Here is a 20,480-nt window from a genome sequence, read left to right as displayed (position 1 = left end):
GTAAGATCTTGTCATCCTTATCCACCGCGGCGGATCAGAATGACAAAAAAAAGTAAACTCAGTGATCTTGAGATATCCTCACCGGTTTCAACCTTTACGATGTTCTAGCTCCGCCGGGTCTTAAGAAATACCTGACCAACTTACAAGATATTATTCTGGCTTGTTGAGCGTGCTCCTCTGATCCGTCTTACCAGCGCCCAGATAAACCCGCCCAACATGATAAAAGCGCCAAGCCAGAGCATACTTATGTAGGGAAAGATAATTGCACGCAGAATAATATGATCTTCGGATTTGGCATAAATTCCCAGCAAAATGGTTTTTGGTTGCTCGGTTACACTTTCGAACCGCATTTTCATTTCCAGTTCCTCGATGTGGGCATCTTCAAACCGCTCATTTTCTTCATCAAGGTGATAACTGATCCAAACTTCACGCGAAGGCATCATCATGCTCCTGATCTGGAAGCGGGCATGCAGGCTGATCTTCTCAGTACCATCGGCTGGCATTTCAACCCTCAGGCTATCAAAAATAACAAAACTCCGCATCGCAATTATGGTGTCGCCAGGTTTCATCATTTCCTGCATCATAATGCTGTACCCATCGGCATCGGTGGCGTCAACTTCGTGGGCATGGCTCACATAAGTGTAGATGTCTTTAAATAATTCATGCCGTGTAGCAGGATTGCTCACCTGGCCCATTTGCGGATGGCGATTGATTGATGGAACCAATGAGAAATCCAGCACATAAGTGCTATCGGGTCGCACAGACAAGAAATCGAGCGTGTAATGGGTTTCATTTACTTCGGTTGTACGGCCACTGTAAACAACGTTGTAATTGCCAAGGCGGGCTAACTGACCTTTGACAAGTTTCACATCTTCGGCCCGGGTTACAGGATCGCGGGAGATGGTTCTTTCATTGGTAAAAGTGAGTACAACTGCTGCCAGGAAAATACCAAAGCCAATATGGGTTATCGAAGAAGGAAGGTTTTGAGGCTTCTTCACAAACCTGAGCATATAATCCAATGATGCAATGGCTGCGAAAATTGAAAAACCTAAAAGCACAAGGTTCAGAAAACGGGTAGGATAAAATACAGAATATGCTAAGGTAAGCGCCGCTGAGATTATCAATGCGAATGTGAGATTCCTTACGAACACGCCTGCATCACTTTTCCCGTAGTTCAGGTAATTCGCCAGGCCGATGAGTCCGGCAATCATAATTGCAAATGGCAATTGCCAGCTATTATAATAATCAACCGGTTCAGACGGCGGCGCCATATTGGTTCCAAGCACAGCATTGATAACCGGAATTGAGGTGGCAAAGATTATCTGGAATGATGAAAGCAGCAATACGATGCTACCGGCAAACAGGAAGAAATCGCGCGACAACAGATTGTCCGTTTCAATATGTGGGATTTTTTTCCAGTACTTTATCAGTCCGAACAATGGCAAAATGAAAAATACGGCCATGTAAACAACCAGTTGCTGGAATTTTTTATCGGCGCTGAATGAGTGTACCGAGGTTTCGGCAAGAATACCACTCCTTGTTAAAAACGTCGCATAAAGTATAAAGAGGAAACCAAGAAAAACAAATATAAAGCTGGCGCGATAATATTGTTTCCGGCGCAGATTGAGCAGCATGAAATGTAAGGCTCCAACCATGACAAGCCAGGGAACCAATGATGCATTTTCAACAGGATCCCAGGCCCAGAAACCTCCGAAAGTAAGCGATTCGTATGCCCAGCGGCCACCTAATAGAATTCCGGTACCAAGGGCAATCAGCGATGCAATTGTCCATGGCATAGCTGGTTTTATCCATCCTGTATAATCTTTGCGTAATAATCCTGCAATTGCATAAGCGTAAGGAACAACAAAAAGTGCATACCCCAGGAAAAGCATTGGAGGGTGAGTGACCATCCATGGATTCTCCAGCAAAGGGTTAAGTCCGAGCCCATCCGCAATTTGTGAGATGTAATTTGGGTTCAGGAAAAATGCATCGCCGGCATAATCAGGCATGTTGCGCAACAATGCAAACGGACTGCTGCCAATCTTAAATCCCAGCACATGGATGCCCAGCATCATTGAGGTGAGGAAAAACTGCGATAATGCCACTACCGACATTACAGGCGCTTTGCGATTGCGAACCCAGATGACTATAAATAAGCCAGTTAGACCCTGGAGTAAAGCCCAGACCCAGAAACTACCTTCCTGCCCGGCCCACATGCTGGCAAAAACATATCTCGGCTGTAACGACATGGAGCTGTAACGCCATATATAATTAAATTCGAACCTGTGGTTGAAGATCAGGTAAACAAGCATTGCTCCAATGCCCACAAGCGCAATGGAGTGAAATATATAGATCCAATTTCCCAGCTTAACTAACCTCTGCTTTTCGATCCCATCTTTGCGTTCTGACAGCCAGTAATAAAAAGCTGAGAGCAAGGCAGTGAACACCGTAATCAAAACAAATACATGGCCAATCCGGCCTGATAAGGCCCATTCGCCAACATACTCGATCCCATCAAAATTTTCCATTCGTTGTATGAGTTGATTAATTTTAAAATATGCACAAAACTACATGAATTCTTTTAATTATTGTCAGGTGGGAACCTTTTCTGTGATACAGTGATGCAGTAATACAGTGTTGCACTAATACAGTGTTGGCATTCAGGTAGCAATCAATCATAAAACGGTTGTCATACATTGTCATACGGTTGTCATACGGTTGTCATACATTGTAATACAATGGTAACGGTCCTTCTCCATTTCTCCATTTCTCCATTTCTCCCCCTCTTTCCCGAACACGACTCCATACCTCAGCTCTTTCAGCTTCTCCGTAACGCGAATGATACACGCCCACCACATCGCCAAAAAATCGACGCAGGCGACTAATGATTTGGGTGGTAAGGGCGATTTCGGGCAGTAGATACAAGACTTGTTTACCACGCTTCAGCGCCTCATCAATGAGTTTGATATAAATCTCAGTCTTTCCGCTTGAAGTGATGCCATGCAGCAGCACCGGCATTTGGTTCGTAAAATGCGTTGTTATTTTTTCATAAGCCTCAGCCTGGTGTTCAGTAAGCTGAATATCTCTAACTGACTGAATTGCATCATGGGTTTCGAGCCGGGAGATTTTTCGTTCCACTTCATCAATCAGGCCTTTTTCAACCAGCGAATGCAAGGCTGCATCGGCAGTGGGAATTTCAATCGCCAGCGTGGATTTAGGAATACCTTTTTCCGGTTCATCGGCTATATCAAGGTGGTGGAGCAGGGCCTGTATTACCTCGCTCTGCTTTGGGGCACGTTTTTCCAGATAATCGAGCATAGCGCCCAGCGCCTTTTCGTCTTGCTGCCAGGTTTTTGAAAGCTGATAATGTTTCTCTGTTTTTGGTTTGTAGCGTTGCACCACTTCCTCAAAAACCTGCACGGCATTTTTTTCAATCAATGAATTGATCAGGGGAATTACCTTCAACTGCCCGGCAATTTGCGCCGCTTCGCCGATGTTTATTTCTTTGCGCTGCTCAAGCACATTAACGATGCGGTATTCGCGTTCGTTCAGTTTGCTGTAATCTTCGTCAAAATCGGGGTTTAAGATAATGCGGCTTTCGCTGCTGAGTTTGAGGGCCGGCGGCAAGGCTGCGTTCATCACCTCACCCATGGTACACATGTAGTAAGTGGCCAGCCATTCCCAGAACTCAAATTGCAAGGCATTTACAACCGGCTTTTTATCCATTTGCGCCATGATCTCCTTAACAGAAATAGTTGGCTTTTTTTTATGAATTTCCCGAACCAAAGCTGTGTAAAGCTTCTTTTTCCCAAACTGCACCACCACTCGCATGCCCACCTGCAAACTCCCTTCCAGTTCCTCAGGCACCGCATAGGTAAAGTAACCCGGAAGGGGAATGGGAAGTAAAAGCTCAGCATATATGCGTGAATCGAACATTTTTATTCCAGATTTAAAATTCCAGATTCCTGATTCAAGATTCAGATTAAACTCACTATGCAATGAGATTTTGAATCTTGAATATGGAATTTTGAATTACTTGAATTTTGAATTATTTGTATTTGGTTCCTTTCATTTCACTTTGTTTCAGGTATGCCATGAATCCGGAAATATTCTTACTCAGGGATGTTGTTCTGGAAATCAAATCGTCGAGTGTTTGCTGATCTATATATCCTGAATCAAATGCCCTGTAACATTGAGAACGGCATTCTCCGCAGGAACCCTTGGCGATACTCAGAAACTGAATGAACTCTTTATTTCCTCCCCGTTCAAAGCCTTCTGCTATGTTGTCCATGATTGATCCGCTTGAACCTCTGATTTGATCACGGAACTTAAAATCACTAAAAAAGAGATTTCGGGAGGTGATCTCAAAAATAATTTTATACAACTCTCTTGCCTGTTGCCATACCGGCAAATCTTCAAACCGTGAAATTTTCATGATCCTTCATTTGTGAAAAGTCAATATAGAGTCGAATTTTGAATCTTGAATTTGAAATTTTGAATTATCCTTTCGCTATTTTATCCATAAACGTTGCCCCATGTACGATAAACCTTTGGTGTGTTCCGGTGCCGATCTTGCCTTGCTCATCCCAGGCATCAACCCGGAAGCTGAGTTTGCGGCCTTCAACTTTGATAAGTTCTGATTCGCACCACACTTTTTTGTCTTTTGGCGTGGCTTTCAGGTGTTTGATGTTTACTTCGGTTCCAACAGTGATATAACCTTCCGGCAATAAATCCTGAATGCTGAACTGGCTGGTGCCCTCCATCAATGCTAGCATCGCCGGTGTTGCAAAAACTTCTACCAGTCCGGAGCCAAATCTTGCGGCTGTTGCTTCATGCACAACCATCATCTCCTTGTAACCTTTTATTCCTTCTTTGAGATTATATTCCATAGTATCAATTCAAAATTTAAAATTTAAAATTCCAGATTCCAAATTCCAAGATTTACTGATTTATAAAGTTTTGCAAGATCTTTCATCAAAGGCAATCTTGAATCTTGAATTTTGAATCTTGAATTAAATAAAGTTCAGTGTTATGGTTTGCTTTACATCTGGGTGCAGGCTAAGTGCCACAGGGCACGTATCGGCACAGATTCTGAGAATTTTTTTCTGTTTTTCGGTGTATTCGATGGGTGGAAAATCAATGTCAATCACCACTTCAGCAATGCGGCGCGGATCGGATCGCATAATTTTGGTGATGCGCAGTTTGGCGCCATCCACATTAAAGCTGTGGGTTCGGGCAGCAATACCCATGATTGTCATCATACAACTTCCCAGGGCGGTTGCAACAAGATCGGTGGGGGAGAAGGCTTCAGCTTTTCCCTGGTTATCGAGGGGTGCATCAGTAATTATTTCGGTTCCGGATTGAAGATGCGTTGCCTGGGTTCGCAGTTCGCCAAGATAAATGGTTCGCGCAGTTTCCATATTTATCAGTGTTTAACGGTTATTTCTGAGGTGTAAAGGTAGAGAATTCTGCACCAAATTTGGCGCTTTGAAATACCGTTGAATATTAAAATTATCTTTGCAACTCAATGGCGTATATCAATAACAATTCCTGTATCAATGGATAAGAAACGATTCTCCATTCTTGTTGCAATATCTGCCATCGCACTTTCCGGAATCATGATCATTCAATTGTATGGCATTCGCAATGCTGCCATGTTCCAGCGTGAGCAATTTGCCGGAAGCGTTCAGATAGGTTTGAAAACAGTTGCCAACCGCCTGCTTGAAATGCAGGTAGATACCAATGTACTTCTATTGCAATCATGTAAATATACTCAGGATTTTGAAAGACAGAGGATTCTACCACTGCTCATTTCCCCCGCTGTTGAAAAATTGATTGATGATGAGTTCCAAGTCCTGAAGATTGGCCTTGCCTACGATTACGGCGTTTACAGAACTCCGGATGATATTATTGAGAAGACAAGCAATGTGAAGTCAAACCGAAACCTGCTTGACTCACCGCATTTTGTATCTTTTTCCTGTATTTACGACCACGAAGGGTATAACCTCGCCGTCTGGTTCCCAAATCAGAAATCATTGATATTGCAGAGTATCTTACCGTGGGCTTCGTTGCTGTTCATCCTGATTGTTGTTCTGGTAGTATCATTTTATAAAATCATCCGAATGTTTTTGATTGAAAAGAAACTTTCGGATATGAAAACAGATTTTGTCAACAATATGACCCATGAATTTAAGACCCCCATTGCTTCGCTATCTCTTGCAGCGGATATGTTGCTAAGATCCGAAGTGAATAGCATGCCATGCCAGGTTCAGAAATATGCAAAGATTATCAGCGATGAAAATAATCGCCTGAAAAGCCGGGTGGAACAAGTGTTGCACCTGACCTTGGTGGAACGGGGTGAGTTTCAGTTGAAAATGAAACAGGTAGATGTTCACAAAGTGATTGATGAGGGCTTAAAGCCCTACAAACTACTTATAAAACAACAGAAAGGCAATGTGACCAAAAGGTTCACAGCCCAAAATACTTTATTGGTTGCCGATCACGACCACCTGGAGAATGTTGTTTCCAACCTTGTTGACAATGCCATCAAGTATTCTATCGGTTCACCTGAAATTACAATTGAAACCAGGAACAATGATGGGGGAGTGTATATTGCTGTTGAGGACAGAGGCATAGGCATTAGCAGCGAACACCAGCAGGATATTTTCCGCAGGTTTTACCGCGTTTCAACGGGCAATCTTCATGATGCCAAAGGCTTTGGGCTTGGTTTGTTTTACGTGAATACTGTTGTGAAGGCGCATCATGGCAATATAACCGTGAAAAGCCAACCAGGCAAAGGAAGCCGTTTTGAAGTTTATATACCATCGAACGGACAGGCAACCGATTAAACCTTTTTACAGCCTGAACCTAAATTTGCTTCAGCAAAAGAATTGCAGCAAAGTATTTAGACCTTGCGTGATGCGATCATGATTTCCAGCAGTTTCACCGCTGCATCAGGAATTGAAGTTCCCGGTCCGAACACAGCCACCGCACCCGCTTTATAAAGAAAAGCATAATCCTGTGGTGGGATTACACCACCAACGATTACCATGATGTCTTCGCGACCATGCTTCTTCAGTTCTTCAATAACTTGCGGCACCAGGGTTTTATGCCCGGCGGCAAGGCTTGAAACACCAAGGATATGCACATCGTTTTCAACCGCTTGCTTTGCCGATTCCGCAGGCGTCTGGAACAATGGGCCAACGTCTACGTCAAAGCCGATATCGGCATAACCGGTGGCAACTACCTTGGCACCCCGGTCGTGGCCATCCTGACCCATTTTGGCAATCATAATGCGGGGACGACGGCCTTCCATAGTTGCAAAATCGTCAGCCATCGTGCAGGCTTTGCGGAACATATCGTCGTCTTTGGATTCTGAGGAGTAAACTCCTGAAATGCTACGTATCACAGCTTTATACCTCCCATAAACTTTTTCCAGTGCAGTTGAGATTTCGCCTAATGACGCTCTTTTGCGGGCTGCGTCAATCGCCAGCGCAAGCAGGTTGCCTTCGTTTGTTTCGGCGGCGCGGGTGAGAGCATCCAGGGCGACCTGTACCTCTTCATTGTTGCGGTTGGCACGCAATTGCTCCAACCTTCGTATCTGCGAACTTCTCACGGCAGTATTGTCAATATCAAGGGTTTCAATCGGGTCTTCCTTGTCGCGGCGGTATTTGTTTACGCCCAGGATCGTGTCTTTGCCTGAGTCAATGCGCGCCTGACGGCGCGCAGAAGCTTCCTCGATGCGCATTTTTGGAACCCCGGTTTCAATAGCCTTGGCCATTCCGCCCAGTTCCTCCACTTCCTCGATCAGTTGCCAGGCCTTGTGCGCCAGTTCATGGGTCAAAGCTTCAACATAGTATGAACCGGCCCAGGGATCAACGGCCTTGCAGATATTGGTTTCTTCCTGTAAATAAATTTGTGTATTTCTTGCGATCCTGGCCGAGAAATCGGTGGGCAGCGCAATGGCTTCGTCAAGGGCATTGGTATGCAGGCTCTGGGTGTGGCCCAGTGCAGCCGCCAGCGCTTCAATGCAGGTTCGCGCAACATTGTTGAACGGGTCTTGTTCCGTGAGGCTCCAGCCTGACGTCTGGCTATGGGTTCGCAAAGCCATAGACTTGGGATCTTCAGGATTGAACTTTTTAACAATTTTTGCCCAAAGCATGCGCGCGGCACGCATTTTTGCGATCTCCATAAAGTGATTCATACCTACAGCCCAGAAGAAAGAAAGCCGCGGAGCAAAGCTATCAATGGGAATGCCTGCGGCGATGCCGGTTCTCAGATATTCTAAACCATCGGCCAAGGTGTAGGCCAGCTCAATATCAGCGGTGGCGCCGGCTTCCTGCATGTGATAACCGCTGATGCTGATGGAATTGAACTTTTTCATGTGTTGTGAAGTGAACTCAAAGATATCAGCGATAATCTTCATGGATGGCAGCGGCGGGTAAATATAGGTATTGCGAACCATGAATTCCTTGAGGATGTCGTTCTGTATAGTTCCGCTGAGTTTTTCCATGGGCACTCCCTGTTCTTCGGCGGCTACAATGTAAAAGGCCAATACCGGCAACACGGCGCCATTCATGGTCATTGATACCGACATTTTATCGAGCGGTATCTGATCAAACAGGATTTTCATATCCAGGATAGAATCAATGGCTACACCGGCCTTGCCAACATCGCCTTCCACGCGTTCGTGGTCGGAATCGTAGCCACGGTGTGTGGCCAGATCGAACGCAACTGAAAGTCCCATTTGCCCGGCGGCAAGGTTACGGCGGTAAAAAGCGTTGGATTCTTCGGCGGTGGAGAAACCGGCATACTGGCGGATGGTCCAGGGACGCATCACATACATGGTGCTGTAAGGCCCCTGCAGGAATGGCGGCAATCCGGCAGCATATTGTAAGTGCTCCATACCGTTCAGATCATCGGCAGTGTAAACGGGTTTCACCTTGATGCGTTCATTGGTGAGCCAGGTGCAGGCAGGGTTCTCAACCCTTGTAGCCTCTTGCTTTGGTAGTTCCTTGAAATTTATTTTGCTGAAATCGGGTCTCATTATTTACGATTTTTGAATTACGATTTTGGATTTTTTGTGAAACGGTGATGCAGTTATACAGTGATGCAGTGGCTTATACCTTGGGAATAGGTAAATTGTTCAGGTTATTTTTATGCCATAACGTTGGATTTCTTCCAGGAAACCTGATTTGTCCTCATTCTTATGAATCAGAATGGGTTCTATTCTGTCATCAACCTGCCTTCTGAGTTTCCACAGCAATGGATTAACTGAAAAAAAATCCCCTGTGATGTTGGTAACAACCACGGCTACATCAATATCACTGTCTTCTTTGTTTGTATCCTGTGCATAGGAACCAAACAAATAAACCGATTCAAGATCAAAATGCTTGCCCAGCAGCAATTTGTATTGCTTAACCTTAGCTATAGCTTCTCTTTTATCCATTGTTGAAGTTGCTTTGTGTTATGAATGATCTCTGTGCACTTTTCATATGTCAGGCTCTTCAATAGCCTTTCTTTGTGCGATGGGTATCGTGTTTCAATATTTAATGGTTCAAGTTGATCTATGAAATCTTTCTGCTCTTCTGAAAAGCTTTCATAGAATTCCCCTTTTTTTGCGAGATAGGATAAACTGTGTGAATATGGAGCAGTAACTGATTTTAGTTTTACAAAACAGGCCTTGAATATCTTTTCAACGGCCTGGTGACACATGAAGCCAACATAGAGGTATCTTTTGCTTTTCAGCATCGCCATTGCAGTTTCAAGATCATAATCTGATAGTTCCTGCCAATAATCTACTTTATCATCCATTGATTTATTATTTATTGCACAATTCCCAATTTCCGTTGGAAGTTGCTCAAAGTCTCCAGTACATTGCTTCTCACATGAATGAACTCCTCAATACCGGCTTGCTTAAAGCTTTCAATCTGATCCTTTGGATAACCGGCCACCACCAGGATGGCTGCGCTTCCGGTGGCTTTGACTTGCTTGCATATTTCAGGAACAATATCCACATATTCCTCATCTGAGCTGCAGATTACAACGATTGACGGATTTTGTCCGCTTATAGCTTTCACACCTTCTTCAACAGTTTTAAAACCGGGGTTCTCAATTACTTTGTATCCAGCGCATCCAAAGAATCCACTGCTGAACGAAGCGCGGGCTTTGCGCATGGCAAGATTGCCGGTGGTGAACAGGAAAACGCCGGGTTGTTCGTTTCCGGCATCCATAAATATTTCTGTAGCCAGACGCAAATCTTCGAATGCATCGGCGGCGCGGCCAGGATTCAGCGTTTTATATTTTGTCTCCGTTGGCTGGGTTTCTTCCTGTTCCATCACTTCTTCCTGAATTTTTTCAAGCATACGCTCATCCTGGTTCGGCTGTTGATTTGTTCCAAGCATCACCAGACGGCGGTTGGCTATATCCTGGCGACGGGCATTGGCGTTTTTCTCCACTTCATCCTGTATGAAACCGTCTTTCACGGCCTGGGTCATGCCGCCCATTTGCTCAACCTTAACAAACAATTCCCAGGCATGGGCAGCAATGCTTTCGGTGAGTTTTTCAATGTAATATGAACCTGCTGACGGATCAATGACTTTATCCAGAAAAACTTCTTCCTTAAGGAGTATTTGCTGGTTGCGGGCAATGCGGCGTGAAAAATCATCAGCTTCCTTATATGGCGTATCAAATGGGTTCACCGTAATGGAATCTACACTGGCAATAGCAGCTGCCATGGCTTCGGTGGTGGTTCGTAGCATGTTCACATAAGGATCGTAAACGGTTTTGTTCCAGTTGGAAGTAACGGCATTGATATGCGCCATCATACTTTCCGGTTTTTCTGGTTTGTATTGCTCCACTATGCGGGCCCAAAGCAAACGAGCAGCACGGAATTTTGCGATCTCCATGAAGTAATTGCTCCCAGAGGAAAGGAAAAAGGTGATGCGTGGGGTTATGTCATCCACTTTCATGCCTTTTGAGGTAAGCAGCGCAACATAGTCGGAAGCGGAAGCCATTGCAAAGGCCAGTTCCTGGATCATGTTTCCTCCGCTGTCGTGAATGTATTGCCCGTTAATACTGATGAACCTGAATTTCTTACCAACGCCGCTACTTCTAAGAATCAGATCATACGATTGATTCATATCTGCAGACTCAACATGATAAAAATCACCGTTGATCAGCACATAACTGATAGGATCGAAATCAAATGAGCCATGCAGTTGTTTTGGATCGCAATTTAAAAGTTTGCATGCTTCTGTCAATTGACTGAGCAATAATGGATAATTACGTGAACTGAAATAATGTATATCGGTTTTATCCAATGGTATGCCTTTAAGCAAGGCTGCCAGATCAGAAGCGGATTCCACTTCACTAACATCAAGACTCAGGGCAGTGGCTCCTTTGGCAAGTGCATTCACGGCAATACAATTGGCTTCCTTGATATTTGAAACATCAATGCACTGCCTTATTTCCCATGAATTATCTTTTGTTTTATTGCTTCTTACATAGGGATACTGGCCGGGCAGGATTGCTGAGTAAGGCAATTCGCTGATATGTTCAGCACGATAATAGGGTTTTACATTTATGCCTTCAGCGGTCTTCCATACGAGCTTTTTATCATATTCGGCGCCTTTCAGATCTTCAATTATTTTGGCTTCCCACTTTTCTGTAGTAACAGGTGGAAACTCGTTGAAAAGCTTAACATTATTGTCTTTTGGTTCCATGTTTTACACAAGTTTTTGAAAAGTGATGCAAAGGTATAGAATTCCTTTAGAAGAGTATGTTGAATTATATAGTCTGGGGCAAAGAACGGAGGGCTTAGTGCGGAGAGTATGGGGAAAGGGACGAGGGGCGAGGAACGGAGGGCTAGGAGAGCGGGTGAAGGGGAGAATGGGTGAAGGGCGAGTGCTTATATTGATCCGCGGAAATCCGTTCAATCTGCGTTATCAGCGTTCCATTACTTGCTATCTTTACCAACCTAAATTGAAGTGAATGAATATGAACCGGGAGAAAACAATTGCCATTTCAGGAGCAGGCGGCCTGATAGGCAGCCATCTGACAAAACATTTTCTATCAAAAAACTGGGTGGTGATCCCTCTGGGTCGCAAAGATTTTGCCGGCAGCTTTGAAGCATTGGTCGAAAAAATTGAACAAGCCGATGTACTGATAAATCTAGCCGGAGCTCCCATCATTAAGCGCTGGACAAAAAAGCACAAGGAAGAAATTTACAACAGCCGCATTCTTACAACCCGTAAACTGGTTCATACCATTGAAATAGCAAAAAAGAAACCTTCGCTGTTGATTTCTGCATCTGGCGTCGGTATCTACGATCAGCAATGTGTGCAGGACGAATACAGCAATCAGTTTGCCGGCGATTTCCTGGGCAAAGTTTGCATGGACTGGGAGTTCGAAGCAGAAAAAGCATCCACTTTTACCAGGCTTGTAATTGTCCGGCTTGGGGTGGTGCTGGCGCAAGCCGGAGGCGCTTTAAAAACCATGCTTCCCTTATTCAGGTTTGGACTGGGGGGAAAGATAGCTTCAGGCAATCAGCCTTTTGCATGGATCCATATCGAAGACATTGTGTCTGCCATTGATTTTATGGTTCAGAACCAGGAAGCCAAAGGTGTTTACAACCTGGTGGCTCCGGGGCTGATCAACAACCGACAGTTTACCTTTGCTCTTGGTAAAGCGCTGAACAGACCAACATTATTTACCGTTCCAGCTTTTGCTCTGCAATTGCTTTACGGTGAAGCTGCGATTACTTTAACAAGCGGGCAAAAAGTGGTTCCTGCAAAGTTGGAAAAAGAAAACTATAAATTCCTCTTCCCGGAAATAAATCAGGCCTTCACAAACATTGTAAGAGCCTGAAGTTATGTTTTACAACCTTAGTGAACGTAAATCCGCCTTACTTTTCCATAGCTGTAAGAACCCATACGCACAATGTAAACGCCTTTGGGTGCATACGACATGTCGAGCAGGTAAGTGTACTTGCCATCAATATTTTCCACCCTGTTTTCAACCAGTTTATTTCCGAGCACATTGTGTACATTAAAAATTAAAGTGCTGTTTACTTCCCTTGTTTGAAGAATGATTTCAAATTGGTTATTGCCAAGCGAATTTACCTTCATTTCAGAATTATTCAGCGGCAAACCTTCAAAACCTGTGAATAGCCCAATGTTAACCATATAGTCTTCAGTTTCGCCAAACTCAGTTGTTTCACATGCATTATCAGGAACCGGTTCCTGCCAGCTTAATCGCGCCCTCAGCAAATGTTCGCCCAATGCAGCTCCGGCAGGTATTGTAAATGGAACATCAAAACTATACAGGCCGGGGCCTTGTCCGGGTGCCAGGTGAACATTGTCAACAAGTATTTCGTCTTCTTCGAACACAAAGTTATCGTTATAGTCAATCCAGAGCTTAATAAACTGATCGCCGCGACCGGTTGAAATCCGGAGTTCATACGAACCGCCCTGGTGCAATACAGTGACGAGGTCTGAGTAATCGCTGTATCCATCGGGTGAGCAGGTTGATGGGTTGTTGATATCAACAAGGCTGAATAACCTGAACCCGGTTCCATTTGAACATTCAGCAAAAGGCTGGCACATTGAATTTGCGATCTCCACCGTGATTGAATCGTTCAAAGGATTGGCATCACCTTCTAATGATGTAAATGCCTTTAGATCATGAAGCGCGACTGCAGAGAAATCGCCGGGAGTAGTGAACGTATATGGAATGGTTCCGGCCATAGGAATCGGACCCACAGCCTGTTCAGAAATCAAGCTTCCATTCAGCATATAGGACACATCAATCATGTTTTGTTCAGTTGATCCAAAATTCTCGATGACAATTGTAATTTCTTCGGCCGGGGTTAAGCCGCTGCCTGAAACAGGGCTGACAATGGCCTGAACCCCTATATCGTTTGGATACAGGTGTTTCACTGATTTACTGAGTGTGTCATTTTCGGGAACCATATCGCCGTCGAGGATCGCACCAACGGTAAGCAAATAGGTATTGCCAACAATGTTCAAATCGGCTAGGGTATCAAAAGTGTATTGAATTGATTCGCCTGCAGCCAGCGGGCCTGCAAATACTTCGGTAATAATTTCATTGGTATCAACCTGGAAAGTTAGCGGAATATCAACCTGATCACTCAGACCGTAATTATAAATTGTAATGGAAACGGGTACGCTATCGGATAAAGCCCCATTTACAGGCGCATCAATGCTAACAACACCAATATCGGTTGCGAGTACAGCCGCGATCTGAAAAACGCCAACCACATCGCGTCTTTGACCTAACTTGAAATATTCCGCTATATGCCAGAAGGTGATATCGTCAGCGGGATCAACTGTCAAGTGCACATAATCAGCAAGGCGGTTCGAAGGATTATTTGATGTGCTCTGTCCTATAAGTGTTTCATCAATGGTCATAACGCCCAATGGATCTGAAGCCAGACGGCCTGTATAATAGATGGCTATCATCTCCTGAGTGCTAACAGTTGTATAGCCCATTCCAATATTTCCCTGCCCGTCCATGGCCATACTGCCCGAAAATGCATCCTTGTTGTTATACGGCGAAATGTATGTTCCTTCCTGGTAGATTTCCCAGGGTTCGCCATCGGCAGTTTGCCGCAATTCATACCAACGGATGCCGGCAAGCTCGCCGCTTGATGCATCGGTATCAACCACAAAATTAAAAAGCACTGAATTGTATCCGGGAAACCGCCTGTATTGTGCTTGGTTCATAATGGTTGCCTGCAATACATCCTGTTGTGGCCCGGAAGGCTGTGGCCTGTTTGAAAAAGAACCGCCGTCAAAAACTGAAATAAAAGGAGTGGTGTTCACAATTTGTGCAGCCGAGATGGTTGAATTGGGCGTATTTTCCCAGTCAACGTTGATAGTCCATATTTTAAGATGGTCAACAGATACCGACGACCATGCATCGTCCTGCAGATAAACAATATATCCGTTTCCGGGAGGCGGCATGTCGCCGTTTGAAACATTGAATGCCTGTGGACTATAAAAACCCGAGGTTCCAATTCCGGGAAGGGGTAAGGCAACAAATTTTGCTGTGAGCCCATCCAGCATTTTGTCCCTTTCCATTACAAAGGTTCTATTCGCAGAATTAATATTGGCCGTAACATAATACCCATCGGACCAGATTGAGAATTTGGGATAATCGGGGAATGAGCCTGTTGTGAACCCGGTAGTATACACCCACCATCCGTCAGTTACCGGATTCGGGCCTTTGCTTATGGCAATGTTGAAACCATTCGGGCTGCTGTCGAATTCTGTGATGATAAACCGATCTGCATCTTTATCATACAATACGATGGGATCGCCAAGATTGTTGCCAGGAAACAAGGTTGACAATGAAGCTGCTGGTGTGAGCGGGTTTCCTTGTTTATCAAAAATTCTGAACCCGACGTTCCAGCCTCCAATAAAGTGATTCGGGCCTGCAGCGCCGGTAGGGTCGGAAGGAGTGTAATTGGAAGTATTTGCATCAAAAACCAATAAGGGTGATCTGCCCCGGTGTTTGATGGCTTCTTTCTGGTACTTAGCTAATGCATCGTTTTCATTTGGAAGACCTTTGCCGGGAACTGTCTTGTTGGCGCCGCTTCTTTTTGGTTGCCCGAGCCGGGGTGTTTGGTTTGGATCAACACCTATAAAGGTTCCATTTGCGATTTGTTCAGCAATGCCTGGAACCGAGGTTGCTTCGGGCATGACACCGGACGAGCTTGCTTTCATTGGCCCGCTGTCCTGAGCGATGGCAATTGTATTGGCGCTCACAAGTAATGAGAGAGCAAGGATGAAAAGTGGAAATTTCATGAGATGGTAAATTAAAATTTGGTGCAGGAGATAGCTTTAAAACAATGCAAAGGTTTGATAGTTCATTTTGCAGACAACTGCAAATGAGGCATAAGCTTTTTTTCTTAATTATAAACAGTATAAGCCGTATGAGATAAATACAATAATCTACTCGCTCCAACTAGCCTGATCAGCAAGCTAATCAATCGTCTATTCAATAATTGACATTTCGCCCACCAGATGCCCTGCACCGGCAAACTTGTCAATAATGAATAGGCAATATCGGATATCGAGCGAAATATTACGGCACATATCAGGGTCGTACATCAGGTCGCTCATGGTGCCTTCCCAATTGCGGTCGAAATTAATGCCGACAAGATGCCCGTCAGCATTTAGGACCGGGCTTCCTGAATTGCCCCCGGTAGTATGATTTGAAGCAATAAAACAAACACGCAATTGACCATCACTGTCGGCATAGCGCCCATAGTCGGCATTGCTGTAAAGTTCTTTTAGTCTGTCTTCCACCACATAATCATAGATATCGGGGTTTTCCTTTTCCATGATTCCTTCAATGGTAGAGTAATGGCTGTAATGAACCGCATCCATTGGATAGTAATCATCAACTTTGCCATAGGTTATGCGCAGCGTGAAGTTAGCATCAGGGTAAAACCTTCGCTCCGGCTGCATTTCCATCAGACCCTGCACATAAATTCGCTGCAGGCTATCAAGCTGGCGTTCATATTTTTGAACCGATCCAGCAATATTGTTCCTGAAATGCTCATTCAATCCGCTCGCAAGCCTGTAAAATACATCCCGTTCAATTTTTTTGTGATCACGGGGTTTGTAATTATCAAGGAAATTTTTGAGACGCTCAGGATCGGCAAAAATGGACTTCTCATAAGCGTGATTGCTCAACGCTTCAAAATCATTGTTGAACTCAGCCCTTAATTCGGTAAGCACCTCCGGATGATAAACTGGGTTGAGTTCAGAAAAATATATTTCCAGCATCTCGGCCATTATTTTTTTATCAATGGGTTCGTGGTAATTCTTAAAGAATCCATCAGCAGCGTTTTTCAGAGCAAGCAGCCGCTTTTGCTTTTCTTCATCAGGTTTCTTTTTGTCCTTGCTCATGCGAACCAAATCGGCAAACTGGCCGGCAAATCTCAGCATTTCAATCCCTAATCCTGCTTCCGACATGTATGTTCTTGAAAGGTTCAGCGGAATGAAATGCTTGTAAATGGCTTCAAATGCAGGAATGATTCCTCCATATTTGGCTTCGTACGCCGGTTTGGAAGCAGCCCAGTTCATGAACTCTTGTTCATGTTCCCTTTTTTTATCAATGGCTTCCATCCGTTTTATTCCGCGGCTTTCGCCTATCATTTTTTTCCAGCCATTTGCAACGCCGGCATATTTGGATGCATATTGAATGCGAACGAGCTGGCTTTCGTTCATCGCCGACTGAAAAGTTTCCAGGCGGCGTTCACGTAGTTTTATGGCAACCGGATTACTTACTTCGGTAATGCCTTCCACGGCTACTGCGGGCAGGTATTGCTGTGTGCGTCCCGGATATCCGAATACAAAAGTGAAATCGTCTTTTTCAACGCCTTTCAGCGAAATCGGGAAATGATATTTGGGAGTGTAAGGCACGTTATCGGGCGAATAGTCGGCAGGTTTATTGTTTTCATCGGCATAGATCCTGAACAAAGAAAAATCACCCGTATGGCGCGGCCACATCCAGTTGTCGGTGTCGCCACCAAAATTTCCAATATTTGAGGGAGGGGCGCCTACCAATCTAACATCGCGGAAAGTCTCAGTAAAAAAGATATAATATTCATTGCCAAAGTAAAACGGCCTGATCTGAGCATCATAACCACTGCTGTCGGCCGACTGTTTTTCCAATGCCTTGATGTTAATGCGGATGATGGAATCGCGCATGATTTCACTCATATCAGCGTTAACTCCTTTCAGGATCGTTTGTGTAACATCTTCCATGCGAACCAGCAACGTGACGGTCAAACCGGCATTGGGCAGTTCTTCACTTCGGTTCATGGCCCAGAAACCGTCCTGGAGGTAATCATTTTCAAGTGAGCTATGTCGCTGTATGGCTCCATGACCGCAATGATGGTTAGTAAGAAGCAAGCCTTCCGGCGAAATGATCTCTCCGGTACAACCCCGGCCGAAGATCACGATGGCATCTTTCATGCTGTTCTGGTTCACAGAATAGATGTCTTCTGCTGTGAGGCGAAATCCCATTTGCTGCATTTCTTTTTCATTCAGTTGCTGTAACAGGATTGGCAGCCACATGCCTTCAATGGCAGTGAGGCGCATAATAGCCAATAGTAATACGAGTGTGATAAGTGTTTTTTTCATTGATTTAATTTCATTGAGATTGTGAGTAGTAAACACCGACGGGTTGAAAAGCACCGTCTGGTTTGTGAAACCCCGACGGGTTGAAGAACCCCGTCGGGTTATTTACAAGCAATTGTTTCAATTTCAATCAATACACCAAGGGGCAGTTTAACAACAGCATAAGCAGCGCGTGCCGGGGGATCAGTTTGGTAGTAAGAACCGTACACCTGGTTCATGGCTGCGAAGTCATCCATAGTACTGAGCAGGCAGGTTGATTTAACAACATCGGCAAACGTATAGCCTGCGGTTTCAAGTATGGCTTTGATGTTTTCCATCACTTGCTTTGTCTGCACCTGTATGTTGGTTTCAACAAGCTGTCCGGTGGCAGGATCAATTGGAATTTGTCCTGAGATAAAAAGCATGCCGTTCATTTCAGTAGCCTGGCTGTAAGGGCCGATGGCTTTCGGAGCGTGGGGGGTGTTGATAATTTTTTTCATTGATGAGGGAATTAAGTATTATTTAAAAACTTCGTACAGATGATTTTTTAGTTCTCAATGGCCGGTTCTGCTAATATTGTTTCCTTCTGTTTCAGCTTTTGTTCCCGGTTCCTTTACAAACATCCAGAAGATGACCGAAGTAGTAATAAACAATCCGCAAAAAATGTAAAGCAACTGGAAATCTCCGGTTTGTTTGATCACATGCGCCACACCATTGCTCATCATCTGCGGCAATACTACAGCCAGGTTGAAAACACCCATGAAAAGGCCCATCTTCAACGGGTTCACACGTTCGCTCATAATGGCGAATACGATGGAAATTACCGCTGACCAACCTATTCCGGCCAGGAACATGCCAATGTAAAAATCAGCCTCAATCCTGCCCAGAAATGCAATATAAAAGTAACCGATAGCTGCAAATGAAAGAGCGAAAATGTATGTCTTAACGCGGCCAATTCTACGGGCAATGGCCTGCAATGCTAGCGGAAACAATGCTCCAACAAAGTTTAGGATGAGAAAACCCAGTGATAAAATATTGCCAATGGATGAATCGGAAGTCTGGGTGACACCTGTAAGCTTTTCTGCGAACCAGTTGGCCGTGATGCCCGAAAGTTCAACGTTGGGCAGTATTCTGTTTTCGATGAAGAATCCCGACATGATAAACATGCTCTGAAACGCTACCCATGTAAATGAGTGCGCGAGCATAATTTTATGAAACTCATTCTTATTGCCTGGCTTTTTCAATCCGCGAATGATACTGATCACGCCAATAATCACTGAGTAGACTAAAGCTGAGATCAGAACCGTGTTGTGAACCGGGGTCAGACTTTCAAAAAAATGGTTGAACACACTGTAAACCCCGAAAACCAAAAAGCCATACAAGGGGAAAATTTCTTTGATGATTTGCCATACGCCATATTTTTCAGCGACCTGGTTCAGGTTGGAATTCAAATCTTTGGTTTCTTCGATCAGTAAAATTGGGAAAACGGCCATAATGAGAACCAGCACTGCGGCAATATATAGTAAAAGCTCATTGCCGAACACCATTGAAAGGAAATACGCAAATACTCCAAAAAAACCAGAGATTATCTGCATCCATACATAGCCTTTGGTTCTTTGTCTTCCTTCCGGGGTGAGATCGGCAATGATGGACCTGGCGGGGTTAAATGTAACATTGACAGACAAATCCAGAAACAGGGCAATAAGGGAAGCAATGATTGTGATATCTGCAATTCCGGTAATATTTGAGATTTCCTGGATATAGGGCAACGACAGGAAGGCGAAAGAGCTTACTATACCACCAATGATTATGAAAGGCCGCCTCCGTCCGCCCATGAACCAGACATTATCACTAATAAGGCCAACGATAACCTGTCCGAAAATCCCTGCAACCGGGCCGGCAAGCCAAACAAAGGCAACCTCATGGATGTCGAGCCCATATTTTTTTGATAAAATCCAACTCAGCGCGGCAATCTGGGTAGATAGTGCAAAACCGACTGCTGTGGCAGGAAGAGCGAGGGTAGCATAAAACAGCTTGTTGAGTCTCTTTTGAAATTCCAGCATAATGCCTGATTTTAAAGGTGATTAATGAATGGAAGTATTAAAATTCGAACGGTCAAAATTAGGTTTTTTCGGATTATATGTTGCTACAAATCCATTTTTGGTGGCCACGAATGCACGAATTCACTTTTGACTATCTCGAACCAGTCTACCGTGGCGGATAAACGGATTCATTATTATGATGCCACGAATGCACGAATATTATTTTTCATGGGTCACTAAGAGGTTTATTTATTGTAAATTGCCACGAATACGCGAATATATATTT

The 20,480-nt window shown here is 44.4% G+C and carries 15 protein-coding genes; 2 read left to right on the top strand and 13 right to left on the bottom strand.

Going from position 1 to position 20,480, the window contains the following annotated elements; all coding sequences use genetic code 11:
- Positions 1-140: 140 nt before the first annotated feature.
- The 5 genes from ccsA to IH597_12260 form a co-directional block, all read right to left on the bottom strand.
- Entirely contained in the window at positions 141-2,528 is a 2,388-nt protein-coding gene (ccsA, locus tag IH597_12280; GenBank protein ID MBE0663229.1) for a cytochrome c biogenesis protein CcsA, read from the bottom strand.
- A 193-nt stretch (positions 2,529-2,721) separates the two neighbouring features.
- Positions 2,722-3,936 (bottom strand): DEAD/DEAH box helicase family protein, encoded by a 1,215-nt coding sequence (locus IH597_12275; protein ID MBE0663228.1) that lies wholly within the window; start codon positions 3,934-3,936, stop codon positions 2,722-2,724.
- Between the two features lie 112 nt (positions 3,937-4,048).
- Entirely contained in the window at positions 4,049-4,435 is a 387-nt protein-coding gene (locus IH597_12270; protein MBE0663227.1) for a four helix bundle protein, read from the bottom strand.
- Positions 4,436-4,499: 64 nt separating this feature from the next.
- The gene (locus IH597_12265) at positions 4,500-4,889 is read right to left on the bottom strand and encodes a thioesterase family protein (protein MBE0663226.1); all 390 of its coding nucleotides are present in this window, start codon (positions 4,887-4,889) and stop codon (positions 4,500-4,502) included.
- Between the two features lie 123 nt (positions 4,890-5,012).
- Positions 5,013-5,420, bottom strand: coding sequence for an OsmC family protein (locus IH597_12260; protein ID MBE0663225.1), 408 nt, complete (start codon positions 5,418-5,420; stop codon positions 5,013-5,015).
- Positions 5,421-5,558: 138 nt separating this feature from the next.
- On the opposite strand from IH597_12260, the gene IH597_12255 reads away from it, so the two are divergent.
- Positions 5,559-6,848: a HAMP domain-containing histidine kinase gene (locus IH597_12255; protein ID MBE0663224.1), complete on the top strand. Its 1,290-nt coding sequence runs from the start codon at positions 5,559-5,561 to the stop codon at positions 6,846-6,848.
- 56 nt (positions 6,849-6,904) lie between these two features.
- Here IH597_12255 and scpA read toward each other — a convergent pair whose 3' ends face one another.
- The 4 genes from scpA to IH597_12235 all read right to left on the bottom strand — a co-directional run bounded on the left by scpA (position 6,905) and on the right by IH597_12235 (position 11,723).
- Entirely contained in the window at positions 6,905-9,046 is a 2,142-nt protein-coding gene (gene scpA, locus IH597_12250; protein ID MBE0663223.1) for a methylmalonyl-CoA mutase, read from the bottom strand.
- A 99-nt stretch (positions 9,047-9,145) separates the two neighbouring features.
- A complete protein-coding gene (locus IH597_12245; protein MBE0663222.1) occupies positions 9,146-9,448 on the bottom strand; it encodes a nucleotidyltransferase domain-containing protein in 303 nt (100 codons plus the stop codon).
- Positions 9,427-9,813 carry a HEPN domain-containing protein gene (locus tag IH597_12240; protein MBE0663221.1) on the bottom strand — a complete coding sequence of 129 codons (387 nt, stop codon included), beginning with the start codon at positions 9,811-9,813 and terminating at the stop codon, positions 9,427-9,429. The genes IH597_12245 and IH597_12240 overlap by 22 nt, the downstream gene beginning before the upstream one ends.
- 11 nt (positions 9,814-9,824) lie before the next feature.
- A complete protein-coding gene (locus IH597_12235) occupies positions 9,825-11,723 on the bottom strand; it encodes a methylmalonyl-CoA mutase small subunit (GenBank protein MBE0663220.1) in 1,899 nt (632 codons plus the stop codon).
- 268 nt (positions 11,724-11,991) lie between these two features.
- Here IH597_12235 and IH597_12230 point away from each other — a divergent pair, with 268 nt between their 5' ends.
- The gene (locus IH597_12230; GenBank protein ID MBE0663219.1) at positions 11,992-12,867 is read left to right on the top strand and encodes a TIGR01777 family protein; all 876 of its coding nucleotides are present in this window, start codon (positions 11,992-11,994) and stop codon (positions 12,865-12,867) included.
- A 17-nt stretch (positions 12,868-12,884) separates the two neighbouring features.
- On the opposite strand, the gene IH597_12225 is transcribed toward IH597_12230, so the two are convergent.
- The 4 genes from IH597_12225 to IH597_12210 form a co-directional block, all read right to left on the bottom strand.
- The gene (locus IH597_12225; GenBank protein ID MBE0663218.1) at positions 12,885-15,827 is read right to left on the bottom strand and encodes a hypothetical protein; all 2,943 of its coding nucleotides are present in this window, start codon (positions 15,825-15,827) and stop codon (positions 12,885-12,887) included.
- Positions 15,828-16,016: 189 nt separating this feature from the next.
- Complete coding sequence (locus tag IH597_12220; protein ID MBE0663217.1) at positions 16,017-18,176, bottom strand: S46 family peptidase; 2,160 nt, start codon at positions 18,174-18,176, stop codon at positions 16,017-16,019.
- A gap of 98 nt (positions 18,177-18,274) precedes the next feature.
- The gene (locus IH597_12215) at positions 18,275-18,652 is read right to left on the bottom strand and encodes a RidA family protein (protein ID MBE0663216.1); all 378 of its coding nucleotides are present in this window, start codon (positions 18,650-18,652) and stop codon (positions 18,275-18,277) included.
- A gap of 54 nt (positions 18,653-18,706) precedes the next feature.
- A complete protein-coding gene (locus tag IH597_12210) occupies positions 18,707-20,215 on the bottom strand; it encodes an MFS transporter (protein MBE0663215.1) in 1,509 nt (502 codons plus the stop codon).
- Positions 20,216-20,480 lie beyond the last annotated feature (265 nt).

Source organism: Bacteroidales bacterium (assembly GCA_014860575.1).
Classification (GTDB): Bacteria; Bacteroidota; Bacteroidia; order Bacteroidales; family JAAYJT01; genus JAAYJT01.
This window is presented reverse-complemented; position numbering and strand designations above follow the sequence as displayed.